This window comes from Flavobacterium pallidum (assembly GCF_003097535.1).
Lineage (GTDB): Bacteria > Bacteroidota > Bacteroidia > Flavobacteriales > Flavobacteriaceae > Flavobacterium > Flavobacterium pallidum.
This window is the reverse complement of the sequence record NZ_CP029187.1, coordinates 3,314,784-3,334,839: the sequence shown is the minus strand read 5'-3', so window position 1 is coordinate 3,334,839 and position 20,056 is coordinate 3,314,784. Positions and strand designations below refer to the sequence as shown.

The 20,056-nt window shown below is 42.0% G+C and carries 21 protein-coding genes, 1 tRNA gene and 1 other RNA gene; 10 read left to right on the top strand and 13 right to left on the bottom strand.

The features are described from left to right. Positions 1-70: 70 nt before the first annotated feature. Positions 71-523: a response regulator gene (locus HYN49_RS14185; RefSeq protein ID WP_108904730.1), complete on the bottom strand. Its 453-nt coding sequence runs from the start codon at positions 521-523 to the stop codon at positions 71-73. Between the two features lie 476 nt (positions 524-999). On the opposite strand from HYN49_RS14185, the gene HYN49_RS14180 reads away from it, so the two are divergent. Then, on the top strand, positions 1,000-1,455 hold the full coding sequence (locus HYN49_RS14180; protein ID WP_108904729.1) for a hypothetical protein: 456 nt from the start codon (positions 1,000-1,002) through the stop codon (positions 1,453-1,455). A 90-nt stretch (positions 1,456-1,545) separates the two neighbouring features. On the opposite strand, the gene HYN49_RS14175 is transcribed toward HYN49_RS14180, so the two are convergent. From HYN49_RS14175 to HYN49_RS14155, 5 genes are all read right to left on the bottom strand, one after another. Further along, a tRNA-Arg gene (locus HYN49_RS14175) sits at positions 1,546-1,619 on the bottom strand. Between the two features lie 172 nt (positions 1,620-1,791). Next, positions 1,792-1,944, bottom strand: coding sequence for an SsrA-binding protein (locus tag HYN49_RS14170; RefSeq protein WP_108904728.1), 153 nt, complete (start codon positions 1,942-1,944; stop codon positions 1,792-1,794). Positions 1,945-2,002: 58 nt separating this feature from the next. Further along, a complete protein-coding gene (locus HYN49_RS14165; RefSeq protein WP_108904727.1) occupies positions 2,003-3,769 on the bottom strand; it encodes a M56 family metallopeptidase in 1,767 nt (588 codons plus the stop codon). A gap of 2 nt (positions 3,770-3,771) precedes the next feature. After that, a complete protein-coding gene (locus HYN49_RS14160) occupies positions 3,772-4,128 on the bottom strand; it encodes a BlaI/MecI/CopY family transcriptional regulator (RefSeq protein WP_108904726.1) in 357 nt (118 codons plus the stop codon). A 345-nt stretch (positions 4,129-4,473) separates the two neighbouring features. Further along, positions 4,474-5,514: a glutaminyl-peptide cyclotransferase gene (locus HYN49_RS14155; protein ID WP_108904725.1), complete on the bottom strand. Its 1,041-nt coding sequence runs from the start codon at positions 5,512-5,514 to the stop codon at positions 4,474-4,476. Positions 5,515-5,600: 86 nt separating this feature from the next. Here HYN49_RS14155 and ffs point away from each other — a divergent pair. From ffs to fsa, 3 genes are all read left to right on the top strand, one after another. Then, an RNA gene (ffs, locus tag HYN49_RS14150) (signal recognition particle sRNA small type) lies at positions 5,601-5,699 on the top strand. A gap of 150 nt (positions 5,700-5,849) precedes the next feature. Continuing rightward, positions 5,850-6,653 (top strand): SDR family oxidoreductase, encoded by an 804-nt coding sequence (locus HYN49_RS14145; protein WP_108904724.1) that lies wholly within the window; start codon positions 5,850-5,852, stop codon positions 6,651-6,653. 223 nt (positions 6,654-6,876) lie between these two features. Then, positions 6,877-7,533, top strand: a complete 657-nt coding sequence (fsa, locus tag HYN49_RS14140; RefSeq protein ID WP_108904723.1) for a fructose-6-phosphate aldolase — start codon at positions 6,877-6,879, stop codon at positions 7,531-7,533. A gap of 120 nt (positions 7,534-7,653) precedes the next feature. Here fsa and HYN49_RS14135 read toward each other — a convergent pair whose 3' ends face one another. The 4 genes from HYN49_RS14135 to HYN49_RS14120 form a co-directional block, all read right to left on the bottom strand. After that, on the bottom strand, positions 7,654-9,063 hold the full coding sequence (locus tag HYN49_RS14135) for a TlpA family protein disulfide reductase (protein WP_108904722.1): 1,410 nt from the start codon (positions 9,061-9,063) through the stop codon (positions 7,654-7,656). A 74-nt stretch (positions 9,064-9,137) separates the two neighbouring features. Beyond that, positions 9,138-9,323: a hypothetical protein gene (locus HYN49_RS14130; protein ID WP_108904721.1), complete on the bottom strand. Its 186-nt coding sequence runs from the start codon at positions 9,321-9,323 to the stop codon at positions 9,138-9,140. A 1-nt stretch (position 9,324) separates the two neighbouring features. Next, positions 9,325-10,716, bottom strand: coding sequence for a radical SAM protein (locus HYN49_RS14125; RefSeq protein WP_108904720.1), 1,392 nt, complete (start codon positions 10,714-10,716; stop codon positions 9,325-9,327). Beyond that, positions 10,688-11,452 carry a prolipoprotein diacylglyceryl transferase gene (locus tag HYN49_RS14120; RefSeq protein WP_108904719.1) on the bottom strand — a complete coding sequence of 255 codons (765 nt, stop codon included), beginning with the start codon at positions 11,450-11,452 and terminating at the stop codon, positions 10,688-10,690. The genes HYN49_RS14125 and HYN49_RS14120 overlap by 29 nt, the downstream gene beginning before the upstream one ends. 87 nt (positions 11,453-11,539) lie before the next feature. Between HYN49_RS14120 and HYN49_RS14115 the strand changes: the two genes are divergently transcribed. Continuing rightward, positions 11,540-13,156: an ABC-F family ATP-binding cassette domain-containing protein gene (locus HYN49_RS14115; protein WP_108904718.1), complete on the top strand. Its 1,617-nt coding sequence runs from the start codon at positions 11,540-11,542 to the stop codon at positions 13,154-13,156. A gap of 70 nt (positions 13,157-13,226) precedes the next feature. Further along, positions 13,227-14,786 (top strand): hypothetical protein, encoded by a 1,560-nt coding sequence (locus HYN49_RS14110; RefSeq protein WP_146185122.1) that lies wholly within the window; start codon positions 13,227-13,229, stop codon positions 14,784-14,786. Between the two features lie 53 nt (positions 14,787-14,839). On the opposite strand, the gene HYN49_RS15200 is transcribed toward HYN49_RS14110, so the two are convergent. From HYN49_RS15200 to HYN49_RS14100, 3 genes are all read right to left on the bottom strand, one after another. Further along, on the bottom strand, positions 14,840-15,010 hold the full coding sequence (locus tag HYN49_RS15200) for a hypothetical protein (protein WP_181368972.1): 171 nt from the start codon (positions 15,008-15,010) through the stop codon (positions 14,840-14,842). A 127-nt stretch (positions 15,011-15,137) separates the two neighbouring features. Then, positions 15,138-16,559, bottom strand: coding sequence for a sensor histidine kinase (locus HYN49_RS14105; RefSeq protein WP_108904716.1), 1,422 nt, complete (start codon positions 16,557-16,559; stop codon positions 15,138-15,140). Positions 16,560-16,564: 5 nt separating this feature from the next. Next, the gene (locus tag HYN49_RS14100) at positions 16,565-16,999 is read right to left on the bottom strand and encodes a response regulator (RefSeq protein ID WP_108904715.1); all 435 of its coding nucleotides are present in this window, start codon (positions 16,997-16,999) and stop codon (positions 16,565-16,567) included. Between the two features lie 153 nt (positions 17,000-17,152). Between HYN49_RS14100 and pyrR the strand changes: the two genes are divergently transcribed. The 4 genes from pyrR (at position 17,153) to HYN49_RS14080 (ending at position 20,040) form a co-directional block, all read left to right on the top strand. After that, positions 17,153-17,692, top strand: a complete 540-nt coding sequence (pyrR, locus tag HYN49_RS14095) for a bifunctional pyr operon transcriptional regulator/uracil phosphoribosyltransferase PyrR (RefSeq protein WP_108904714.1) — start codon at positions 17,153-17,155, stop codon at positions 17,690-17,692. Between the two features lie 36 nt (positions 17,693-17,728). Further along, positions 17,729-18,655: an aspartate carbamoyltransferase catalytic subunit gene (locus tag HYN49_RS14090; RefSeq protein ID WP_108904713.1), complete on the top strand. Its 927-nt coding sequence runs from the start codon at positions 17,729-17,731 to the stop codon at positions 18,653-18,655. Positions 18,656-18,699: 44 nt separating this feature from the next. Then, positions 18,700-19,032 carry a ribonuclease Z gene (locus HYN49_RS14085; RefSeq protein WP_108904712.1) on the top strand — a complete coding sequence of 111 codons (333 nt, stop codon included), beginning with the start codon at positions 18,700-18,702 and terminating at the stop codon, positions 19,030-19,032. 102 nt (positions 19,033-19,134) lie between these two features. Then, a complete protein-coding gene (locus HYN49_RS14080; protein WP_108904711.1) occupies positions 19,135-20,040 on the top strand; it encodes a ribonuclease Z in 906 nt (301 codons plus the stop codon). The last annotated feature ends 16 nt before the right edge of the window (positions 20,041-20,056 follow it).

The window sequence follows — 20,056 nt, the reverse complement described above, 5'->3', positions numbered from 1 at the left end:
AAATGTACTTATTTTTCAAAAAAAAACCAGTGATTTTACTCAACTGGTTTTTTTTATTCTGCATTAATACTTATATCGTAAGAAAGAAGGTATCCTTATTTAAATTTGAGGAATAATATTGCCAGTTGATTTCCAGCACTTCTTTTAAAACACGCTTCAAGGTTGAAAATTCATTAGGCTTACGGATGTAAACGTTTGCACCGGCTATAAAAGTTTCTTCCTGGTCCTTTTCTGAAGAGGATGTTGAATAGATCGCAATGGTAAGGTCACGGTATTTCTTATTCGACCGGATCTGCTTCAAACTGTCCAGACCATTTGTAAACGGCATGTTCAAATCCAGAAACAGGATATCCGGGACCTTCGTTTCTTCTTTATTAAGATAAGCCAACAAATCCTTACCATCATGGAACAAATCCAGCTTATGGTTTATACCCACCTCATTCAATGCATCTGCAAACATGTTGCAGTCGTCAATATCATCATCCGTAAAAATGATATTAACCTTTTCTCTGTTTAATTTCATGTAAAAATGTCAATTTGGTCTAAATTGTAACGGTAAATATAAAAAAGTTTCTTTTACCGCGCGGCATGTTTGGATGAATAATGCGAGTTTTTTAAGCAATTTTAATAAACAATTATTTTTCAATACCTTAATAAAAAAGATCCGGTACAAAAATGCTTGATCTGCACAAAATAAGTGGTAAAAATCTTAAAATCTTTCCTTGCGGATCAAAGTTCGATTACTGATATTCATATTTTCTACCCAATAATAGGTTTGTTTGCTTCTTCCAGATTTCTATTTCTAAAGATAATAACTGGTCGGATCTGAATAATTATAAAATTAGGTTTTACTAGGGCTATTCGATTTTTTGGCACAGCAAGCAATTCTTGAAAATCAACAGAATGCGTTATTTATAAGTATTTGTTTTTATCCTATAAGGATTACAGTGAATAAATGGCTCCCTTTGTGAAAGGATACATCAGTACCAGGAAAATGCTATGAAAAACCAAGTACCAGATTACAATGATTCACCAATTCCGGCAAGCAGTACAATGATTGTGAAAATTTGCGGAACCATCGAAACACCCCCCGAAGGCAATCGCGAAAAATTCCGGCAGGGCATTATGGATACCGTATTGCAACTAGTCCGTAGTGGTGATTTTATTATAGAATATATTGGATATCAAGAAGATAAAAATGGCATGCATTACCTTAATAAGGACGTTACAGAGTATCACGATTGTGTTTTCGCAAGCCTGAATATTACGCATTCAGTCTTTAGTGTGGTTGATTTAGATTCCAAAACCGATGAGATCATCAGCACCTTTTCCAGAATCTTTGAAGATAAGACCCACAGGCACCTTAACATCGATTCAATCACCGTAGATAAATGGAAAAACCTACGTATGATTTATATGAGCAGCGATTGGAGGTTTTATAGCAGGCATGGGTAAAACATACGACAACCGATAGCTCAATTCAATCTGCATTGAATAAAAAAATCCTTAAACTATTTAAAATCAATAGTTTAAGGATTTATTTTGTGACCTCGACTGGATTCAAACCAGTAACCTCTTGAGCCGTAATCAAGTGCGCTATTCAGTTGCGCCACGAGGCCTTAATTCCGGGTGCAAAGATAGGTGAAAATACCATATTTGCAAGCTTTGGAGTAATATTTTTTTGAAAGTCATATTTGCTGTTGCTTTGCAAGGTAATTATGCGTTTGGTTGGCATTTACACGTAATTTGAATATTTTTCATGACACGGCTCTCAATGCTTAGCGGAACCGTTTACTCAGATTTTTCTTCAAGCGCCCTCACCGTCACATAATACCGCCATGCAATCAATGCCAGCTGCCATTTTTTTGCCTTGGCCGGATCAAGCCCTTTTTTGGTAAAGCTGGGCAACAGGTATTTGTTTATTTTGGCCAATAACGTGAACATAGTCTTCTTTTTCTGTAAAAATAAAAAAAGGCCGCTGGATACGGCCTTGTCTGATTAACTATTTCTGCTTCTTGATTTCAGCTTTTGCCTTTTCCAGCTCTGCGCGCATGGCATCCATTTCGGCTTTCATCTTCTGCATTTGTTCCTGTTGCTGGGCTTTCATTTCCTGAAAATCGGCCTTCATATCTTCACTGGATTCCCGTTGCATATCAGCTTGTTCCATTTGGATTTTTGCCTGCCTCATGGCGCGTTTTGCCTGCTCTTTAAGTTCTTTAGTCTTTATAACGATGGCTTTTTTTCCGCTTTTTCCGCTTCCTGCATACACCGTTTCTCCATCTAAAACAATCGGTGCCATATCCGCCATGATTTTATCGACATCTACATCAGCGACTACTTTGCCATTTACGGTGACAATTGTTTTGCCGTCTTTTCCTGTAATGCTTTTTACGATGACATTGTCATTGTTGAAATCGAAATTGAAATCCATCGGTTCCGGCGCTTCCGGCGCTTCGATTGATTCTGGCGGCTCGGGTGCTTCCGGCGCTTCGTTATCATTAAACGAGAAAGAGAAATCCTCATCATAATCTCCTTCTTCATCACCGTTACGGCGTTCTTTCATCATGGCAAAACGTTTTTGTGGTTCGCCGAATCCCGTGAAATCCTTATTTTTACTGAAATAAATCGGCTCAATCGGCTCTTTGCCGTTTACATGTTTTTCAATAGCTGAGGTTTTGTCCTTGTAATTGATCTTTACTGCGATAATTTCTCCGTCGCTGTTCCTTTTCACTTTAGAAACCTTTAATGTAGCGCCATATTTTTTCAGCCTTTTGGTTTCGTTTTTTATTTCCTCATCGGAAGTGTTTTTGTCGATGACGAAATTAAAATGATCGGGATCGGCGTGCTGGCCTGAAAATGACTTGTCGGCAACAATGGGTGCCTGTTTTTGCTGCGCGATCACTTTCACCTGGAAATACAGCATGAAAGCAACCAATAACGGAAGAATTAACGCATACTTCCAGAGATTCCTGTTTTTTGATTGTTTTTTGTTTAGCATAACGATTCGTTTTTTGATTAATGATTGATTAAAATTATTGGTAATTGATAAACAATTCGGTTGGGTAACGGCGCGGAGCAGGGCAAACTGATAAATCCTTTTATCATGCGTTTCACTGATGGCTTTCCTGTCGGCGATGTACTCGAGGTTCTGCAGAACGGCTTTTTTGTACAGCCAGATGAATGGATTGCACCAGAATAAAATACTGAATATTTTCATGAGCAATACGTCGACTGAATGCTTCTGGCTGCTGTGGACTTTTTCATGGTTCAGGATGCTTTGCAATTCTTCTTCCGAATACAAGGCAGAGTTGTAGACGATGTAATTAAAGAACGAAAAAGGGGCCACATTTTTATTTAAATCCACAAAGGCGAAAGTGCCGTTCCTCACCACTTCCTGCTTGTGCAGCAGCCTGAAAAGCGAAATGACATTGGCAATGACTTTTAGAGTGAGCGCTCCGCAGATGATGATATATAAATACAATAACATTTGCGTCCAGTCGGTTGCCGGTTCCACGGGAATTTTGACCTGCTGCGGCATGGCGGTTTGTGATAAAGCGGTAAGCTGTTCCGTAGTGAACTTAGGCGCATCAACCCAAACCACTTTTCTGATAAAAAACAAGGGAAGTGTTGTTGAAATAAACAATCCGCCCAGCAAATACCACCGATTGGCATTGAAAAAAGTGTCCTGGCGCAGCAACAAATGATAGCCGCAGTAGAACAGGGCCATCAAAGCCCCGGATTTAATCAGGTAAAGCAGCAGCGTTTCCATAGCTATTTCTTTTCGATGATATCAAGGATTTCACGAAGTTCCTTCGCAGAAATTTTTTCTTCCTGCGCAAAAAACGAAACCATATTCTTATAAGAATTGTTGAAATAATTTTCTATTGCGGTATTCATGAATTTCTTACGGTAATCCTCTAAAGCGACAATAGGGTAGTATTGGTGTGTATTTCCATAAGCGGTATGAGCCACATAACCCTTTTCTTCCAGATTCCTTACAATCGTGGACAAAGTATTGTAATGTGGCTGTTCTGTAGTGATTTCCGCCATAACATCTTTTACGAAAGCCTTTTTAAGCTTCCATAAGATGTGCATGATTTCTTCTTCCTTATTCGTGAGGTTTTGCATCGCTGTAATATTTGAACCAAACTTACAACTATATTTTTAGTTACACAACTATAAAAATAGTTATTTAACTATTTTTTAAGTATTTTATGGTAATCAATCTGTTGGGCGGAATATATTGCCGATGGAGTGGAAGATGCGACCGAAGAAGGTACGGTTTTTAACGAAGATTATTTCCCCTGTAACTGAATAATCCGCAAGTTGAAATTTAATATCGTAAGTGTTATTTTGAGTTACTGTAATTTCCGTCTCTTTGATTCCAACATCATGACAAGGTTTCGGTACAGATATATGGATCTTGTTTTTCAACGGAAAAGTTTATGATCCCGAAGATAAACATTTCAGTTATTATCTCACCACGCTAATTTCAAATACCTTATCCCAGTTTTTTCCGGTTACGAAAATCGTTTTGGTTTTGGGATTGTAAGCGATGCCGTTCAACACTTCCGCCGCAGGATTGGTAAGCGATTTGCGGAGTTCCGATAAGTCAATGGCAGCGGTAACTTCCCCGGTTGCAGGATTAATAATGGCAATCAGGTCTTTTTGCCAGATGTTGCCGTACATTTCGCCGTCAATCAGTTCCAGCTCGTTCAGGCTCTTGATCTTATCCGAGGAAGAATACACATTAATATAATCGACCATTTTCTGCGTGGCGGGGTCCATTTTCCAGATTTTCTCGGTACCGTCAGTCTGGTAAATGAATTTGTCGTCGTGGGTCATGCCCCAGCCTTCGATATCTTTGTCGAACGTAAAGGTTTTTTCGATTTTCCAGGTGTCAGCATTGTAAATAAAACCGGTTTTCTCCTTGTAGGTCAACTGGTAGATTTTTCCATTGATTACCGTAATCCCTTCCCCGAAATACTGGCTTTGCAAATCGGCACTTTTCAGGATCTTGCCCGTTTTATAGTCCACTTTCAGTAATTTTGAGGAACCATATTGTCCCGTTCCTTCCAGTAAAGTGTCACGGTAAAACTCCAGACCTTCCGTAAAAGACGAAATATCATGCGGATAGGTATTCAAAACTTTGTAGGTCAGTAATTTTGGAGTGATTTCCGAGACCACTTCCACACGGCTTGTGATTTCCTCGGTCCTTCCTTCGTAATATACTTTCGCCAAAACATCCTGGTAGCCCAGTTTATAAGCGTTCAGTTTGAAACTTACCGGTTTGAAATCTTTTGCGCTGGCCACCCTTTTATCATTCACAAAATAAGCAATACTGTCGATTTCCTTATTGTCGGCATTCAAAACCGTCAGAGAAACCGTTTCAGAATTCGTGTAATGGGCCTCTATTTTGGTTTCATCAAAAGCAAAATGCGTTTTATTCCCATCACCGCAGGAAAGGATCAGTAAGTTTAACGAAATGACTGCGAGCAGGTTATATTTTTTCATGGTAATTTTTTAAATCAAAAAGTTAATGGTGCCAACGATTATTGGTATCAGCCTTGCGAAAATACAAAAAGATTGTATATTTGCAACGGCAAGTCCTACACGACCAGCTCCTGCAGAATCCCCCAGGATGGGAACATAGCAAGGGTACGCGGTTGTAGCGGTGCGATGTAGGTCGCTTGCCATTTTTTCTTTTTTTGAGATCTTCCGTGAGGAAGATTTTTTTATTTTAGGCAGATATTAATTTGAAGCTTTTCCTGCTGTCCGCTGTATCTTTTCCCTGCTAAAGGAGCAGGAAAAAGGATGCCGCTTCCATCAGGGCTAAAACCTGACCCACCATGAACAAAGTTGTCCTCATTACCGGCGGTTCCTCCGGACTTGGAAAAGCCATCGGCGAATTCCTGCGCGCTAAAGATTATAAAGTTTACGGTACAAGCCGCAATCCCGATAAGATTAAAGATTCTGTTTTCCCCTTATTGGCGCTGGATGTTCGCAATCCGCAAAGCATTCAAAACGCCGTTTCCGAACTGATTTCCAAAGAAGGCCGTATTGATGTCCTGGTCAATAATGCCGGCGTAGGCATCACCGGCCCGATAGAGGAGATGCCTTTGGAAGAAATGAAGAATAATTTCGATACGAATTTCTTCGGCCCGATTGAAATGATGAAAGCCGTGCTGCCGCAGATGCGTTCCCAAAAATCCGGGCTCATCATCAACATCACATCGATTGCCGGTTATATGGGCTTGCCGTACCGCGGAATTTATTCGGCATCAAAAGGCGCACTCGAACTGATTACCGAGGCATTGCGCATGGAAGTCAGATCGTTCGGGATTAAAGTAACGAACATCGCTCCGGGGGATTTTGCAACGAATATTGCCGCAGGACGTTTCCATTCGCCGTTGCTCCCAGGGTCGGCTTATGAAAAGGCATACGGAAGCATCCTCAAAACGATGGATGCGCATGTCGACAGTGGCGCAAACCCTGATGACATGGGACTGGCCGTGTACGCGATCATACAAAAACAAGATCCGGGAATCCATTACAAGGTAGGCACTTTTATGCAGCGTTTTTCAATCATCCTGAAGCGTATTTTGCCGGACAGGATGTATGAAAAGATGTTGATGAATCATTATAAATTGTAGTTTCTGAGCTACTGAGTTTCTGAGCTGCTTAGAAACTCAGTAGCTCAGAAACTTTATTAAACTCGTACTTTGTCACTTGGAAGGATAATCGTAATTTTGCCGCGGGCCTGCGATAGGGATGGAAGCGGTATCCTTTCGGCATCAGCCGGAAGATACAAGCGGACAGCCCGGGCCGAAGGCATCGCCACAAAAAAAATAAACACAACTCTCTAAATATTTAAACATGAAATTTTTTATCGACACGGCCAACCTGAACGACATTAAGGAAGCACAGGCACTAGGCGTTTTGGATGGCGTTACGACAAACCCGTCGCTGATGGCCAAGGAAGGCATCACCGGGAAAAACAACATCCTGAAGCATTATGTAGACATCTGCAACATCGTCGATGGTGATGTAAGCGCTGAAGTGAATGCCGTTGATTATGACGGAATGGTGCGTGAAGGCGAAGAACTCGCAGACCTGCACGACCAAATTGTCGTGAAACTCCCGATGACAAAAGACGGCGTGAAAGCCTGTAAATATTTCTCGGAAAAAGGCGTAAGGACCAATGTAACGTTGGTATTCTCGGCAGGACAGGCGTTATTGGCTGCGAAGGCCGGTGCGACATATGTTTCGCCATTCATCGGACGATTGGATGATGTGTCTACGGATGGTTTGAACCTGATTGAGGAAATTCGCGGAATTTACGATAACTACGGTTATGAAACTGAAATCCTTGCCGCTTCGGTACGCCATACGATGCACATCGTAAACTGTGCAAAAATCGGTGCGGATGTGATGACAGGGCCGCTTTCCGCTATCCTTGGATTGTTGAAGCATCCTTTGACGGATATTGGCCTGGCGCAGTTTATTGCGGATTACCAGAAGGGGAATCAGTAGGCAGTCTCAGTCGCGGTTAACAGTACAAATCAGAACCTATAAAAAAAGGGATTCATTTTTGAATCCCTTTTTTTATTTATAGACAATGTCGAGACTGAAAACTACGACTGCGACTGCAAACTATCTCAAATGTTCCTCGAATTTCGCATCAAATAAACTCACAAATGCATTGTTGATCGTGCCGTCGGCGTTCAGGATCATCGTCCGGTGGATTTTATTGATGACCCATTTTTCCTTCATGCTGTCGAAATCCGCGGCGCGGTATTCCTGTATGCCGTCAAATTTGTAGTTACTCATATCCTTTTTCCATTCTTCCTGATCACGGTCTACATTGATGGCAATAAATTGATAATCAGGATGTTTTCTAATCAGTTCCAAAATGATTTTATGGGCTGCAATGACATGTGATTCGAGGTTTTGGGTCCAGAAAAACAATACCGTTTTTTTATGGATCAGGGATTTGAAATCGACCGGTTCATTGTTGAGGTTTACCAGGCTTACTTGGGGCAGTTCATTGCCTTCTTTCAGGTTCTGAATGGCATCCCCGATTTTCAGGATTTCGTTGTGTTTGCTTTTGTCGGTGGAAAGCCTGTGGTATTGGTCGAGGAACTTTTTATTATTGACGATATTCTGGTCCTCAAGCAAATAGGTAAAGGCGATATTGTTCAGGATGGTATTCTTGATGGACTGGTTTTTGAAAAGCGAATCGGCGATATCCATCTTGCGTACGCTCATTTCAAGTGATTTGTCCGCTTCGGAAACATTCGGGAAATCCTTTTCCAGAGCCATATTGCTGAGCATGTAGGTCAGGTATTTGACATAAGGCGAAAATTCAGTCAGCTTTGCATCGTTGTAATCTATATTGCTGCGGTGTGCGTAATAGTCCTTTGGCAGTGTCCTTTTCAGTTCAACGCCGGTACGCATCTCATGGACTACGGGGTAAATTTCCTTTTTAGAAAAATAATTGAAATCCAGCATTGCTTTGGCATACGAATCAAAATCATCGTTCCATTGAATGGATTCTTTTTTGGATTTGTAGAATTTTTCCTTTGAAGCGTAAGCAGAATCAATGTTCTTCTTGAAATTTGGGTAATCGTATTCAAAAACGTCGTAAATCTTTTTCTTCTCATGCTCGTTTTTGAGGTACAACTCCATCAGGAAATTGTTTTTTTCTTCGCCGCGTCCGCAGAAAACAATAGATTCATCAAAATCATTTGCGTTGATCCGCACCATAATACTGTCATTTTTGTCAAAATAAATGTATTGGTATTCCGGCTCATTCTTAAAAGTATAAAGTCCCGGTGTAAGCGAATCGAATTTTACGAAGAAAGTGTTGTCATCCTTTAACATAATCGTATCAATCACTTTCGTGTCTTTGCAAAAAAGGACATAAGGACTTGTTGGATTGGAAACCTCCCCACCGAAATACGCGGTGTAGTCATCATTCCCGAATGGTTTATTACAGGAACCAAACAACAGAACAAAATAAGCAGGGAAAATAAGTCTTATGATTACGTAGGGGTATCGCATTGTTTAAGATATAGTAAGCAAAAATATTCAGTTACAGGCGATTATATTGTTAAGGCATAGTTAAATGTAAAATGTCAGCTGTATAGCATCGCAATACATCCCCCGAATCCAATCAAGAAGATAATGAGGCTCGTATTGAGCCAGGTGAGCGCCGTTTTCTTCGTTGCCTCATTTTTTGTCGTAAGGTATACGATAAGGCTTATAATAAGTGTAAGCGGCGTCAGTATGGCCAGAATCAGGAGTAATATCAGTAAGCCCATATCAAATAGGTTTTAGTTCTTTTCGCAATGCATCAATTTGTTTTTCCCTGTAAAAAAGGTTCATCGTTTCAAAGGGGATGATCTTCATCTTATCGCTCACGATGTGCACACAGGATTTCTTGACCGCCCTGACATCAAAATCGTGGGCATCCATAAAATTCATGATAATGATACGAAATAAATTGTCGTATCCCAAAGTGTCCGACTGTACCCGCGGAAGGCAGCAAAGCAATTCCCCGAAGGCATCTTCGGCACAGTCTACTGAAATTCCCGTACTGAACAACGTCAGCATATGTTCCCTGAGGCGTTCGTCGTGCTCGAAAACAATAGTATTTTTTGAATTGTTCAGTAAATCTTCCGGGTTTATGAAGCGTGTCATTGGCATCACTTCGCCATCCACCTTCAGTGCGTAGGCCATACACAATGCGTCAGGATTGCAGGGCACGGGGATGAGGTCCTGGGGCGTAAACACACTGCTCTGCTCGTAAATCTTACGCCTTACCTCGGTGAGTGTGATGCGTCCTGTCGTATCGTCGTAATTTTCATTCCGGCCTGCAACCTGCGTTGGCTGGAATGTGACACCCCTGACACATCGCTGCTGCAGCGCATAGTCGAGGATTTGTCCGATTTCATCATCATTTTCCCCTTTCTGAAGCGTGATGACCAATGTCGTCGATATATTAAAAGCATTCAGGTTATCAATGGCTTTAAGCCGGACCTCGGTAAGGTCTTCCCCGCGAAGTTTTTTCAATACTTCGGGACGGAAACTGTCAAACTGCAGGTATACTTCAAAATCAGGCATGTAGGCAGCAAGTTTTTCCACAAATGCTATGTCTTTGGCAATTCGTATCCCATTGGTGTTTACCATCAGGTGTTTTATGGGCTTCGACTTGGCCAGGTCGAGGATTTTGAAGAAATCAGGATGTACGGTTGGCTCACCACCCGAAATCTGGACCACATCGGGTTCGCCCTCGTTGTCAACAACGGTATCGAGCATGCATTCGATTTCCTGAAGGGTGCGGTGCCTGCCGTAATTTGGCGCAGAATTGGCATAGCAGGTCGGGCAGGAAAGGTTGCAGCGGTCGGTAACTTCTATGACCGTTAGGCACGAATGTTGCTCGTGGTCGGTACAAAGTCCGCAATCGTAAGGACATCCATAGTGCACCTTGGTATTGAATTTCAATGGAATCTCTGATTGTTTGTTGTAATTCCGAATCTGTTTGTAATATTCAATATCGTCAGCAATCATCACCTTACTGTCGCCATGTTCGCGGCAATGCTTCAGCATCCATACTGCACCGTCCTGAAATACTATTTTGGCATCGGCAAGCTTCAGGCAATCAGGGCACAGGCTTTTGGTATAATCATAATAAACGTAGTCTCTGGTCTTCATGCGATTTTAAATTGGTGATCCTTAACAGGAATCGGTGATAGTAGATGTAAATGAACAGGCATGTAAGGTGGATGCTGCTCAGGCCGGCAATCAGCGGGTGGAACGGCTTGAGGAATTCAACCAGGAACCGAAACAGGAAATACAATATCATGAACAACTTGAACCTGTCGCCGTTTATGATCCTGTAATTTTTGATTTTTCTGAATACGATCCAGAGCAGCAGCAGAAAAAACATCTCATATAATGCTATAGGATGCCTTTGCACACCGTCTCCAAGATCCATTCCCGTAAAAAATGTGGTTTCAATACCAAAAGTAGGCTCAGCCACCCCTGAAAGGAAACAGCCAATGCGCCCTATAAAGACTGCGGTAATAATCGGCAACACATACAGGTCACCTGAAGCCGTATTGACACCAATGCATTTTTTAATGAGTTCGACCCCGAACAGCCCCCCGGCAAGGCCGCCTGCTATAGTCTTGCTTTGATAAATTTCCGATAAAGTCAGGGAAGCAATGGCCTGGGGATTTTCGAGCACCGCCACCAGGCGTGAACCCAACAATGCTCCTGATATGGCTCCTGCTAGGATCAGCAGTCTGTTTTTATCTGAAATATGGTCCGTAATCTTTTTCCGGTGGGCATAATAAACCTGCATCCCGACAACAAATGCCATGGTCTCGAAAACATAATGCACAAGGCCAGGGTTTTGAAATAAAGGAAAATCGAAAGGCAGCTTCATTGTTGTTCGGGATCACATGAGATATTGTTATCGGTAAATCTCCACTATTTTTTCTACTTTTGCAAAAATTTTATAAAGAAGCAATTCATGTTAACAGTAAATAATTTATCGGTACAGTTTGGCAAAAGGATTTTGTTTGACGAAGTAAACACAACCTTTTCCCATGGCAATATTTATGGTGTCATCGGGGCAAATGGAGCCGGAAAATCTACCTTTTTAAAAATCCTTGCCGGAGATATCGACCCCACTTCAGGCCACGTTTTCCTTGAGCCCGGCAAGCGGATGTCGGTGCTGAACCAGAACCACAACATGTTCGATGAGCACACCGTCCTGGAAACGGTCATGATGGGCAACAAGGTCTTGTATGCGGTAAAAAAGGAAATGGACGAATTGTACCTTGATTACAACGATAAAAATGCTGACCGTATCGGGGAGCTCCAGGTGCAGTTTGAGGAAATGAATGGCTGGAATGCCGATTCCGATGCCGCCGCAATGCTTTCTAATCTAGGCATCGGCGAGGACATGCATTACACGATGATGGCAGATCTGGACGGTAAACTGAAAGTACGTGTGCTTCTGGCACAGGCACTTTTCGGAAGCCCGGACGTGTTAATCATGGATGAGCCGACGAACGACCTGGATTTCGAAACCATTGGCTGGCTTGAGAATTTCCTTGCGAATTATGAAAATACGGTGATTGTCGTTTCGCACGACCGTCACTTCCTGGATGCGGTTTGTACTCATATTTCGGATATTGATTTCAGCAAGATCAACCATTATTCCGGGAATTATACATTTTGGTATGAATCAAGCCAATTGGCCGCCAAACAGCGTGCCCAGCAAAATAAGAAAGCTGAGGAAAAGAAAGCGGAACTGGAGGAATTCATCCGCCGTTTCAGTGCCAACGTAGCCAAATCAAAACAGGCGACTTCGCGTAAGAAAATGATCAGCAAATTGAACATTTCTGAAATCAAGCCTTCCAGCCGCCGTTATCCTGCCATCATTTTCGATCAGGAACGCGAAGCCGGCGACCAGATCCTGAATGTAAAAAATCTCAGCGCATCCATTGACGGCGAAACGCTTTTCAAGGATGTCGATGTCAATATGGCAAAAGGTGACAAGATTGTCCTTTTCTCAAAGGATTCCCGAGCTACGACAGCATTTTACGAAATCCTGAACAACAATATTAAACCGGACGCCGGTACATTTGATTGGGGTGTGACCACAAACCAGGCATACCTTCCGGTGGAAAACCACGATTTTTTCGAAAATGATTTGTCATTGGTGGACTGGCTGCGCCAATGGGCAAAAACCGAGGAAGAGCGCGACGAGGTGTATATCCGCGGATTTTTAGGCAAGATGATTTTCTCCGGTGAAGAAGCGCTGAAAACCAGCCGTGTATTATCCGGTGGAGAAAAAGTACGCTGTATGCTGTCAAGGATGATGATGGAGCGCGCCAATGTCCTGATGATCGATGAACCTACGAACCACCTCGACCTGGAATCGATCACGGCATTCAACAATTCACTGAAAAATTTTAAAGGTTCGGTGATTTTCACTACGCATGACCATGAATTTGCGCAGACTGTAGGAAACCGGGTTATTGAATTGACCCCGAATGGTGCCATCGACCGTTACATGACTTTCGATGAATACCTTGATGATGAAAAAGTACAGGAGCTTCGCAAGAAAATGTATTCATAAAAAATAAATTGAACTCCCGTTATTATATTGCGGGAGTTTTTATTTTTAAAATAACTTAAACCTGATTTTTTTGAAAAATATATGCTGCTTCCTGATATTTTTATCCTCAGCAATAGTAAGCGCCCAGGATATTTTAGTGCCTTACCGCAATGCCGAAAAATGGGGGCTGTGCACTCTTAAAAAAATAATCAGGGTCGCGCCGCAATATGATAGGATGGAGTGTGATAAGCAATTTCCGGAAAATTATTTTTTCTGCGTAAAAGAGGGCAAAACAGGACTTTTTCACGAATCAAATCAAATCATAAGCCAAAGCAATTATGACCGCTTCTTCTTTATTCATGAGGCAGTCATTATCGGGAAGCAGCGAAAAGAGAGTAAGGGTGATATCATTGGTCCCGGATTTCCTGCGGTAAAGCACGAAATGCTGTTCGGGCTTGAAGGCAAGGTAGTATACCCCGAAGGATTTATTGATCTTGCTGATGCCGGACGGTTCGGGCATAGCGTAAAATACCGTGACCTGCCACGGATAATTGTATTCTGGTGTAAGAAAATGAATGGCCTCGAAGGCTTATTCCAATACGATGTGGATAAAGAATCCATCACAAAGTGGATTTTGCAGGATTACCACAAGATCGAAGGTGTCAATCGTTCCGGGGAAATTACACTGAAGAAAAATGCGGATTCCCCAAAAATGACCGTTTGGGGTGCATACAAGGACAAGGAATACAGGATCATGCCTTATCAAACGGAAAACGACCGTGACAAAGACCCATTCGCTGATGACAGCAACGTCATGACGGATGTAGGCGTAGGATTTGGGGCCGGCAGGTATATCAATGTCGCATATAAATATGAGAATGGAAAAATTTCAATCGATGAACAGATTGAAAGGAATGCCAACCCAAACCAGTTAAAGAATGCCGATGGCAGCGACATCATATCCCAATCCCGTTATCCGGATATCAGGCTCAAAGCGGATGTTGTAGAAACGGTCAAATACCTGAAAGAGAAGCTTCATCGCAAATCAGGCAATGATGAAATCGTTTATGAAAATTATATCAGGTTCAGGCAAAACGGCAAGTATGGCCTGGTGTGTAATGAAACCGTCATTCCTGCAGTTTACGAAAGTATAAGCCAGCTTTCTTATTTTGAAGGGGACAGGATTTGCTTTATCGTTTCAAAAAAGGATAGCAATGGAAAACTAAAATATGGCAGTATCGCTGCCGACGGAAGCGTTATCGTGCCCATCATTTATGACAGCATCGTCTGGAATGACAAATGGTACTCAGAACGGAATGCGTTCCCACTGGAAATGTGGATTGTACAAAGTGGCGAAAAGTTCGGGTTAATCAATTTCAAAAACGACATACTGGTTCCTGTCGCACAGGATGAAATGGAATTGGTTGAAGCTGATTATGATACATTTTACAGATTTACCGCTAATAATAAATATGGAATTGTAAATGAAAGTTATGGACAAGTTTACATTTCTGAGGCTGTATTTGAGAAAAAGCCGTCTTTTGTATACGGAAACTACCAGCAGCGAAAAGATTTGTTCGTAATAGGAATAAAAAACGAAGACAATATATTTATCGGATATGTGGGGCCTGATGGAGTAGAATTTTTTTAAAATGATAAAAAAAATCCCGCTTTAAAGCAGGATTTTTTCTTGTTTTCATGCCATTATTTCTTTCCGAAACGGCTGATGACGTAAATGATAAAGGCGAGCACCGCCAGTACAATAAACACGCCTACGCCAACGCCGGCCTTAAATATTCCTTCAACGAGTTCGCAGTTCGTAAATGTGAATAATATTGCGATCAGGACGAACATTCTCAATAATTTCGCTTTCATGATTTTCAGATTTAGTGGTTAGATTCTGTTGTTTTTGATATTGTAAAATTGTCAAAATCAATCAAAAATCGCCTTACGGAATTTGTAAAAATTGTTACGGAATTTGATAAGGTGAAGCTTACAAAAATCAGCAAGGCAAATAAACGTTGAAGACAGTGCCTTCACCTTCAATGCTCTCTGCAGCAATAAAACCCGAGTGGTTTTCAACGATTTTCTTTACGATAGCCAATCCAATACCCGTTCCTGCATATTGCTGGCTGGAATAAAGCCGCTGGAATACCTCGAAAATGCGGTCCCGGTATTGCATGTCGAACCCGATGCCATTGTCACGGATGGTAATCAAGGAATAGTTTTTTTCAGGAATGGCTTTTTCAAAGGGTACCATGGTGCCTTTGATCGTTTTATTTTCTACAACTATACGTGGTGTAATGTTTTCACGGGAAAACTTTACAGCATTTGAAATCAGGTTTGTAAGCAATTGCCTGAATTGCGTTTCGATCATAAAGACCTTTTCTTCGCCCTGAACCTCAATAACCGCATTTTTAGCTGTCAGTTCTTCCTCAAGATCGGAAATCACTTCGTTTACAATGTCATTCAAATTGCCTTGAGCAACATGGAAATGTTCTGTGGTAACCCTTGAGTAAGCCAGCAAATCCTTAATCAGGTCCTGCATACGCTCTGAAGAATTCCGGATGCGTTCCAGGTAATTTTTTCCGGTATCAGTAAGTGTTGCAGATTCTTTTTCAAGCACCAAAGAAATCAATGTCTGGATTTTACGCAAAGGTTCCTGCAAATCATGGCTGGAGATGTAAGTGAATGCCTCAAGTTCCTTATTAACCGCTTCCAACTGCTCATTGTTTCCCTGGAGTGTAATGTTTTTCTGTGTCAGTTCGTTTTTGCTTTCTTCGAGATTGCCTTTCAGGCGGTCCGAAATCTTAAGCTCGCGGTTTATGGCATAATAGGATAAGATCAATGCAATCAATGCCGAAATCATTAGCAAAACGGTAAACAGCGGGGTTAATGAAGATTGACGCTCCATCAAAATTGTCCGCTTTTTTAAGAAAGACTCTTCCACCGCCATCATTTTGTTGATATGTTTACGGAAGAAGATGCGTTGCGCCCTGTTCTTAAGCCGTTGCGATTTAGGGATTTTATTGATGTCCCCTAATGCCATTGTTTGCAGCATTACAGCAATTCGTTTTTCTGTAAGGTCCTCCAGGACATTTACATATAGCTGTTGCAACCTGCTGTCTTTTGTGAGTCGCCTGACGGAATCTATTTTCGGTTTTATCTTGCGGAGGTGGTCATTGAATTCATTGTAATAAATCGAATCTTTTGTCAAAAGAAAACCGCGTTGTGCCGATTCGATATCTTTTATCGTCGACGCATATTTTTCAAGTTCCAGCTTCACCGTATTGGTATGGTCAACCAGATAATAGGATTTTGTAAGCTCGCTGATCCTGTTATAGCAATAAATGGAAAGCGAAAGCAGGAAAATTACTGCAAATATAAAAATGACCCTGATTTGTATATGTCGCGGTTTCCTCATTGCTGTCAGGCTACATTAATCACATATTTTTCACGCAGGGGCTTTTTATTCAGTTGCGTGGAATCAAATGACAATATGTGTTCGATGGCTTTTTTAAGCAGCACAAAAGAGTTGGGCTTCGAAATGAAATAATTAGCGCCCTGACTGTATGTACGGTCAATAATGTCCGTATTCGAAGAGGTCGAAAAGATAATGATCGGGATGTCTTTCAAATTCGGGGATTTCCGGATTTCATCAAGGCATTCGAAACCATTTTTTCTGGGCATGTTCAGATCGAGGAATAAAACCATCGGCGGGGATGGGGGCATTTCATGCAGCATCTCCATCAGCTTCACTCCGTCGGTAGTAACGTTCAGGCTGACATCCGAGTGCGATTCGCGCAATGCTTCCGAGAAAAGCATGCAGTCGTCACTGTCATCGTCTGTAAGGAAAATAGTCATGGTCTATGCTAAAAGATTCGAGGCTTTAAAAGTAGTAAAATATAATCAGATTTAATACCGCATAGGGTTATCAAAAATGAAATTTTCAGATAAATAAATTTTTCAGGTATTGCTTATTTCAGTACTTTTACAAACCAAACACCACGCTTCGTCATGAGTCAAAAAGTATTGCTCACTTCAAAAGAAGTCAATATCATTCTGCACCGTTTGGCCTGCCAGCTGATTGAAAAACACCTTGATTTTTCAGAAACCATCCTTATCGGAATCCAGCCGCGTGGCGCATTTCTGGCCGAAAGGCTTAAGGATATGCTCGAAAAGGAATACAAAGTGACGGACATTTCACTGGGTTATCTCGATATCACTTTTTTCAGGGACGATTTCCGGCGTACGGGTAAGCCCCTCGAAGCGAATAAAACGGATATCAATTTTCTGGTGGAAGAAAAAAAGGTGATTTTCATAGATGACGTGTTGTTTACCGGTCGCAGCATCCGTTCCGCCTTGACTGCAATCCAGTCCTTCGGAAGGCCGTCCGTGATCGAACTCTTGGTGCTTATCGACAGGCGTTTCAGTCGCGACCTGCCCATCCAGCCCGATTATCGTGGCAGGCAGGTGGATGCCATCAATAATGAAAAAGTGAAAGTCTGCTGGACCGAAAATGAAGGCGAAGATGCGGTTTATTTAATTAGGAATTAAGAATTAGGAATTACGATTACGGGAAAAATAAAAAAGATGAAAGAATTAAGCGTAAATCATTTACTGGGAATCAAATACATCACCAAAGATGACATTGACCTGATTTTTGAAACCGCCGATCATTTTAAGGAAGTCATCAACCGCCCGATCAAGAAAGTGCCTTCGTTGCGCGACATCACGATTGCCAACATCTTTTTTGAAAACAGCACCCGTACGAAATTGTCTTTTGAACTGGCCCAAAAAAGGCTTTCTGCAGATGTTATCAGTTTTTCCGCGGCGCAATCTTCAGTCAAGAAAGGCGAAACACTGATCGATACGGTAAATAATATCCTGGCGATGAAAGTCGATATGGTCGTGATGCGCCATGCGAATCCCGGCGCTGCCTATTTTCTTTCCCAAAATGTGAAAGCGAGCATCATCAATGCGGGCGACGGAGCACATGAGCACCCGACACAAGGCCTGCTTGACAGTTATTCGATCCGTGAAAGGTTGGGCGGCGTGGCAGGAAAAAAAGTAGTGATCGTAGGTGACATATTGCATTCGCGCGTGGCATTATCCAACATTTATGCATTGCAGCTGCAGGGTGCCGACGTAAAAGTATGCGGCCCCAAAACGCTAATCCCGAAATATATAGGGAGCCTTGGTGTAAAAGTGGAGCCGAACTTACGTAAAGCATTGGAATGGTGCGATGTAGCGAATATGCTTCGCGTGCAAAATGAACGCATGGATGTCAATTATTTTCCCTCCACGCGTGAATATGCACAACAATATGGAGTCGATAAAGCGTTGCTGGATTCCTTAAATAAAGAGATCGTAATCATGCACCCCGGCCCGATAAACCGTGGTGTCGAAATCACGTCTGATGTGGCAGATTCAGGGCAGTCCGTGATTTTAGACCAGGTCGAAAACGGTGTTGCCGTACGCATGGCGGTGATTTATCTTTTGGCCTCCAAAATCCAATAAATACGAAAAATGACTATCTTAGCTACTCCACAAATTCCGCGAAAATGAAAGTAGAAAAGAAAGCGAACATGACCACAATCAAGGAAACTGAAGGTGATTTCACAGCTTTCCTTATGAAAATTACACACGAGTACAAGTCTTTTGAAAAGCAACACCTGATCATCGATATCTCGAACCTGAAAGGACTTTCGGTAAAGGAAATCAATGGTTTTTTGCCTTTGTCAAAAGAACATAAAAAAGCAAAAAAATCGTTCGTAGTCATTGCAAATGACATCGATTTCAATAAAGTTTCCGACAAACTTTCAGTAGTTCCGACGAAAACCGAAGCACACGATATCATCGAAATGGAAGAAATCGAACGCGACCTCGGATTCTAAAGGATAATAGTTAACAATTAGTAATTAATAATGGCTGATTTCACTAGTCAGGATTATAAGTTGCCAAATTATTAATCGTTAATTATCCATTATTAATTGCAAATGAAACTCACCATACTCGGCTGTTACGCCGCCACACCGCGCACTTTTACGAATCCCACTTCACAGGTACTTGAAATCCGTAACCATCACTTCCTGATCGATTGTGCCGAAGCAACTCAGGTGCAGCTGCGAAAGAATAAAATCAAGTTCACGCAGATCAGCCATATTTTTATCTCGCACCTGCACGGCGATCATTTCTACGGGCTGATTGGACTGATTTCGAGTTTTACACTGCTCAACCGTACCAACGATCTTCATGTTTACGGCCCGAAAGGCATCAAGGAAATTATCCTGCTGCAACTACGCTATGCCAATTCCTACACCGGTTACCAGCTTTTCTTCCACGAACTGGAATCCAGGGAATCCGAAGTGGTTTTTGAAGATGATAAGGTCATCGTGAGCACCATTCCGCTAAAGCATCGTGTGTATACGAATGGCTACCTTTTCAGGGAAAAGCCGGCCGAAAGGAAACTGGATTCCAATGCCGTAAGGGAACATAAAATCGAGATCTGTTATTTCCAGAACATCAAGAACGGTAAAGATATCAAGCTGGATGACGGAACTGTAATCCCAAATGAAAAATTGAGTTTTGACCCGCCTGCACCAAAAAGCTACGCCTTCTGCTCTGATACGGTTTACACTGAATCCTATCTCGATATCATAAAAGACGTCGATGTGTTGTATCATGAATCTACTTTCCTGGAAACTGAAGCGCATTTGTCTGAAAGAACGATGCATTGTACCGCAAAACAGGCTGCTGAAATTGCGCTTAAAGCCCATGCAAAACAATTGATCCTCGGGCATTTTTCTACCCGATACGATTCCATCGAAAGTTTCAGGGAAGAAGCCCAAACCATTTTCCCGGCCACAGATCTCGCGGACGACGGCAAAGTTTTTGAATTTTAATCATTACCTTAGCGAA

Excerpts from the sequence above, each read along its gene's own strand:
- HYN49_RS14185 (WP_108904730.1), bottom strand. The coding sequence starts at position 523 with ATGAAATTAAACAGAGAAAAGGTTAATATCATTTTTACGGATGATGAT.
- HYN49_RS14180 (WP_108904729.1), top strand. The coding sequence starts at position 1,000 with ATGAAAAACCAAGTACCAGATTACAATGATTCACCAATTCCGGCAAGC.
- HYN49_RS14170 (WP_108904728.1), bottom strand. The coding sequence starts at position 1,944 with ATGTTCACGTTATTGGCCAAAATAAACAAATACCTGTTGCCCAGCTTT.
- HYN49_RS14165 (WP_108904727.1), bottom strand. The coding sequence starts at position 3,769 with ATGGAAACGCTGCTGCTTTACCTGATTAAATCCGGGGCTTTGATGGCC.
- HYN49_RS14160 (WP_108904726.1), bottom strand. The coding sequence starts at position 4,128 with ATGCAAAACCTCACGAATAAGGAAGAAGAAATCATGCACATCTTATGG.
- HYN49_RS14155 (WP_108904725.1), bottom strand. The coding sequence starts at position 5,514 with ATGAAAAAATATAACCTGCTCGCAGTCATTTCGTTAAACTTACTGATC.
- HYN49_RS14145 (WP_108904724.1), top strand. The coding sequence starts at position 5,850 with ATGAACAAAGTTGTCCTCATTACCGGCGGTTCCTCCGGACTTGGAAAA.
- fsa (WP_108904723.1), top strand. The coding sequence starts at position 6,877 with ATGAAATTTTTTATCGACACGGCCAACCTGAACGACATTAAGGAAGCA.
- HYN49_RS14135 (WP_108904722.1), bottom strand. The coding sequence starts at position 9,063 with ATGCGATACCCCTACGTAATCATAAGACTTATTTTCCCTGCTTATTTT.
- HYN49_RS14130 (WP_108904721.1), bottom strand. The coding sequence starts at position 9,323 with ATGGGCTTACTGATATTACTCCTGATTCTGGCCATACTGACGCCGCTT.
- HYN49_RS14125 (WP_108904720.1), bottom strand. The coding sequence starts at position 10,716 with ATGAAGACCAGAGACTACGTTTATTATGATTATACCAAAAGCCTGTGC.
- HYN49_RS14120 (WP_108904719.1), bottom strand. The coding sequence starts at position 11,452 with ATGAAGCTGCCTTTCGATTTTCCTTTATTTCAAAACCCTGGCCTTGTG.
- HYN49_RS14115 (WP_108904718.1), top strand. The coding sequence starts at position 11,540 with ATGTTAACAGTAAATAATTTATCGGTACAGTTTGGCAAAAGGATTTTG.
- HYN49_RS15200 (WP_181368972.1), bottom strand. The coding sequence starts at position 15,010 with ATGAAAGCGAAATTATTGAGAATGTTCGTCCTGATCGCAATATTATTC.
- HYN49_RS14105 (WP_108904716.1), bottom strand. The coding sequence starts at position 16,559 with ATGAGGAAACCGCGACATATACAAATCAGGGTCATTTTTATATTTGCA.
- HYN49_RS14100 (WP_108904715.1), bottom strand. The coding sequence starts at position 16,999 with ATGACTATTTTCCTTACAGACGATGACAGTGACGACTGCATGCTTTTC.
- pyrR (WP_108904714.1), top strand. The coding sequence starts at position 17,153 with ATGAGTCAAAAAGTATTGCTCACTTCAAAAGAAGTCAATATCATTCTG.
- HYN49_RS14090 (WP_108904713.1), top strand. The coding sequence starts at position 17,729 with ATGAAAGAATTAAGCGTAAATCATTTACTGGGAATCAAATACATCACC.
- HYN49_RS14085 (WP_108904712.1), top strand. The coding sequence starts at position 18,700 with ATGAAAGTAGAAAAGAAAGCGAACATGACCACAATCAAGGAAACTGAA.
- HYN49_RS14080 (WP_108904711.1), top strand. The coding sequence starts at position 19,135 with ATGAAACTCACCATACTCGGCTGTTACGCCGCCACACCGCGCACTTTT.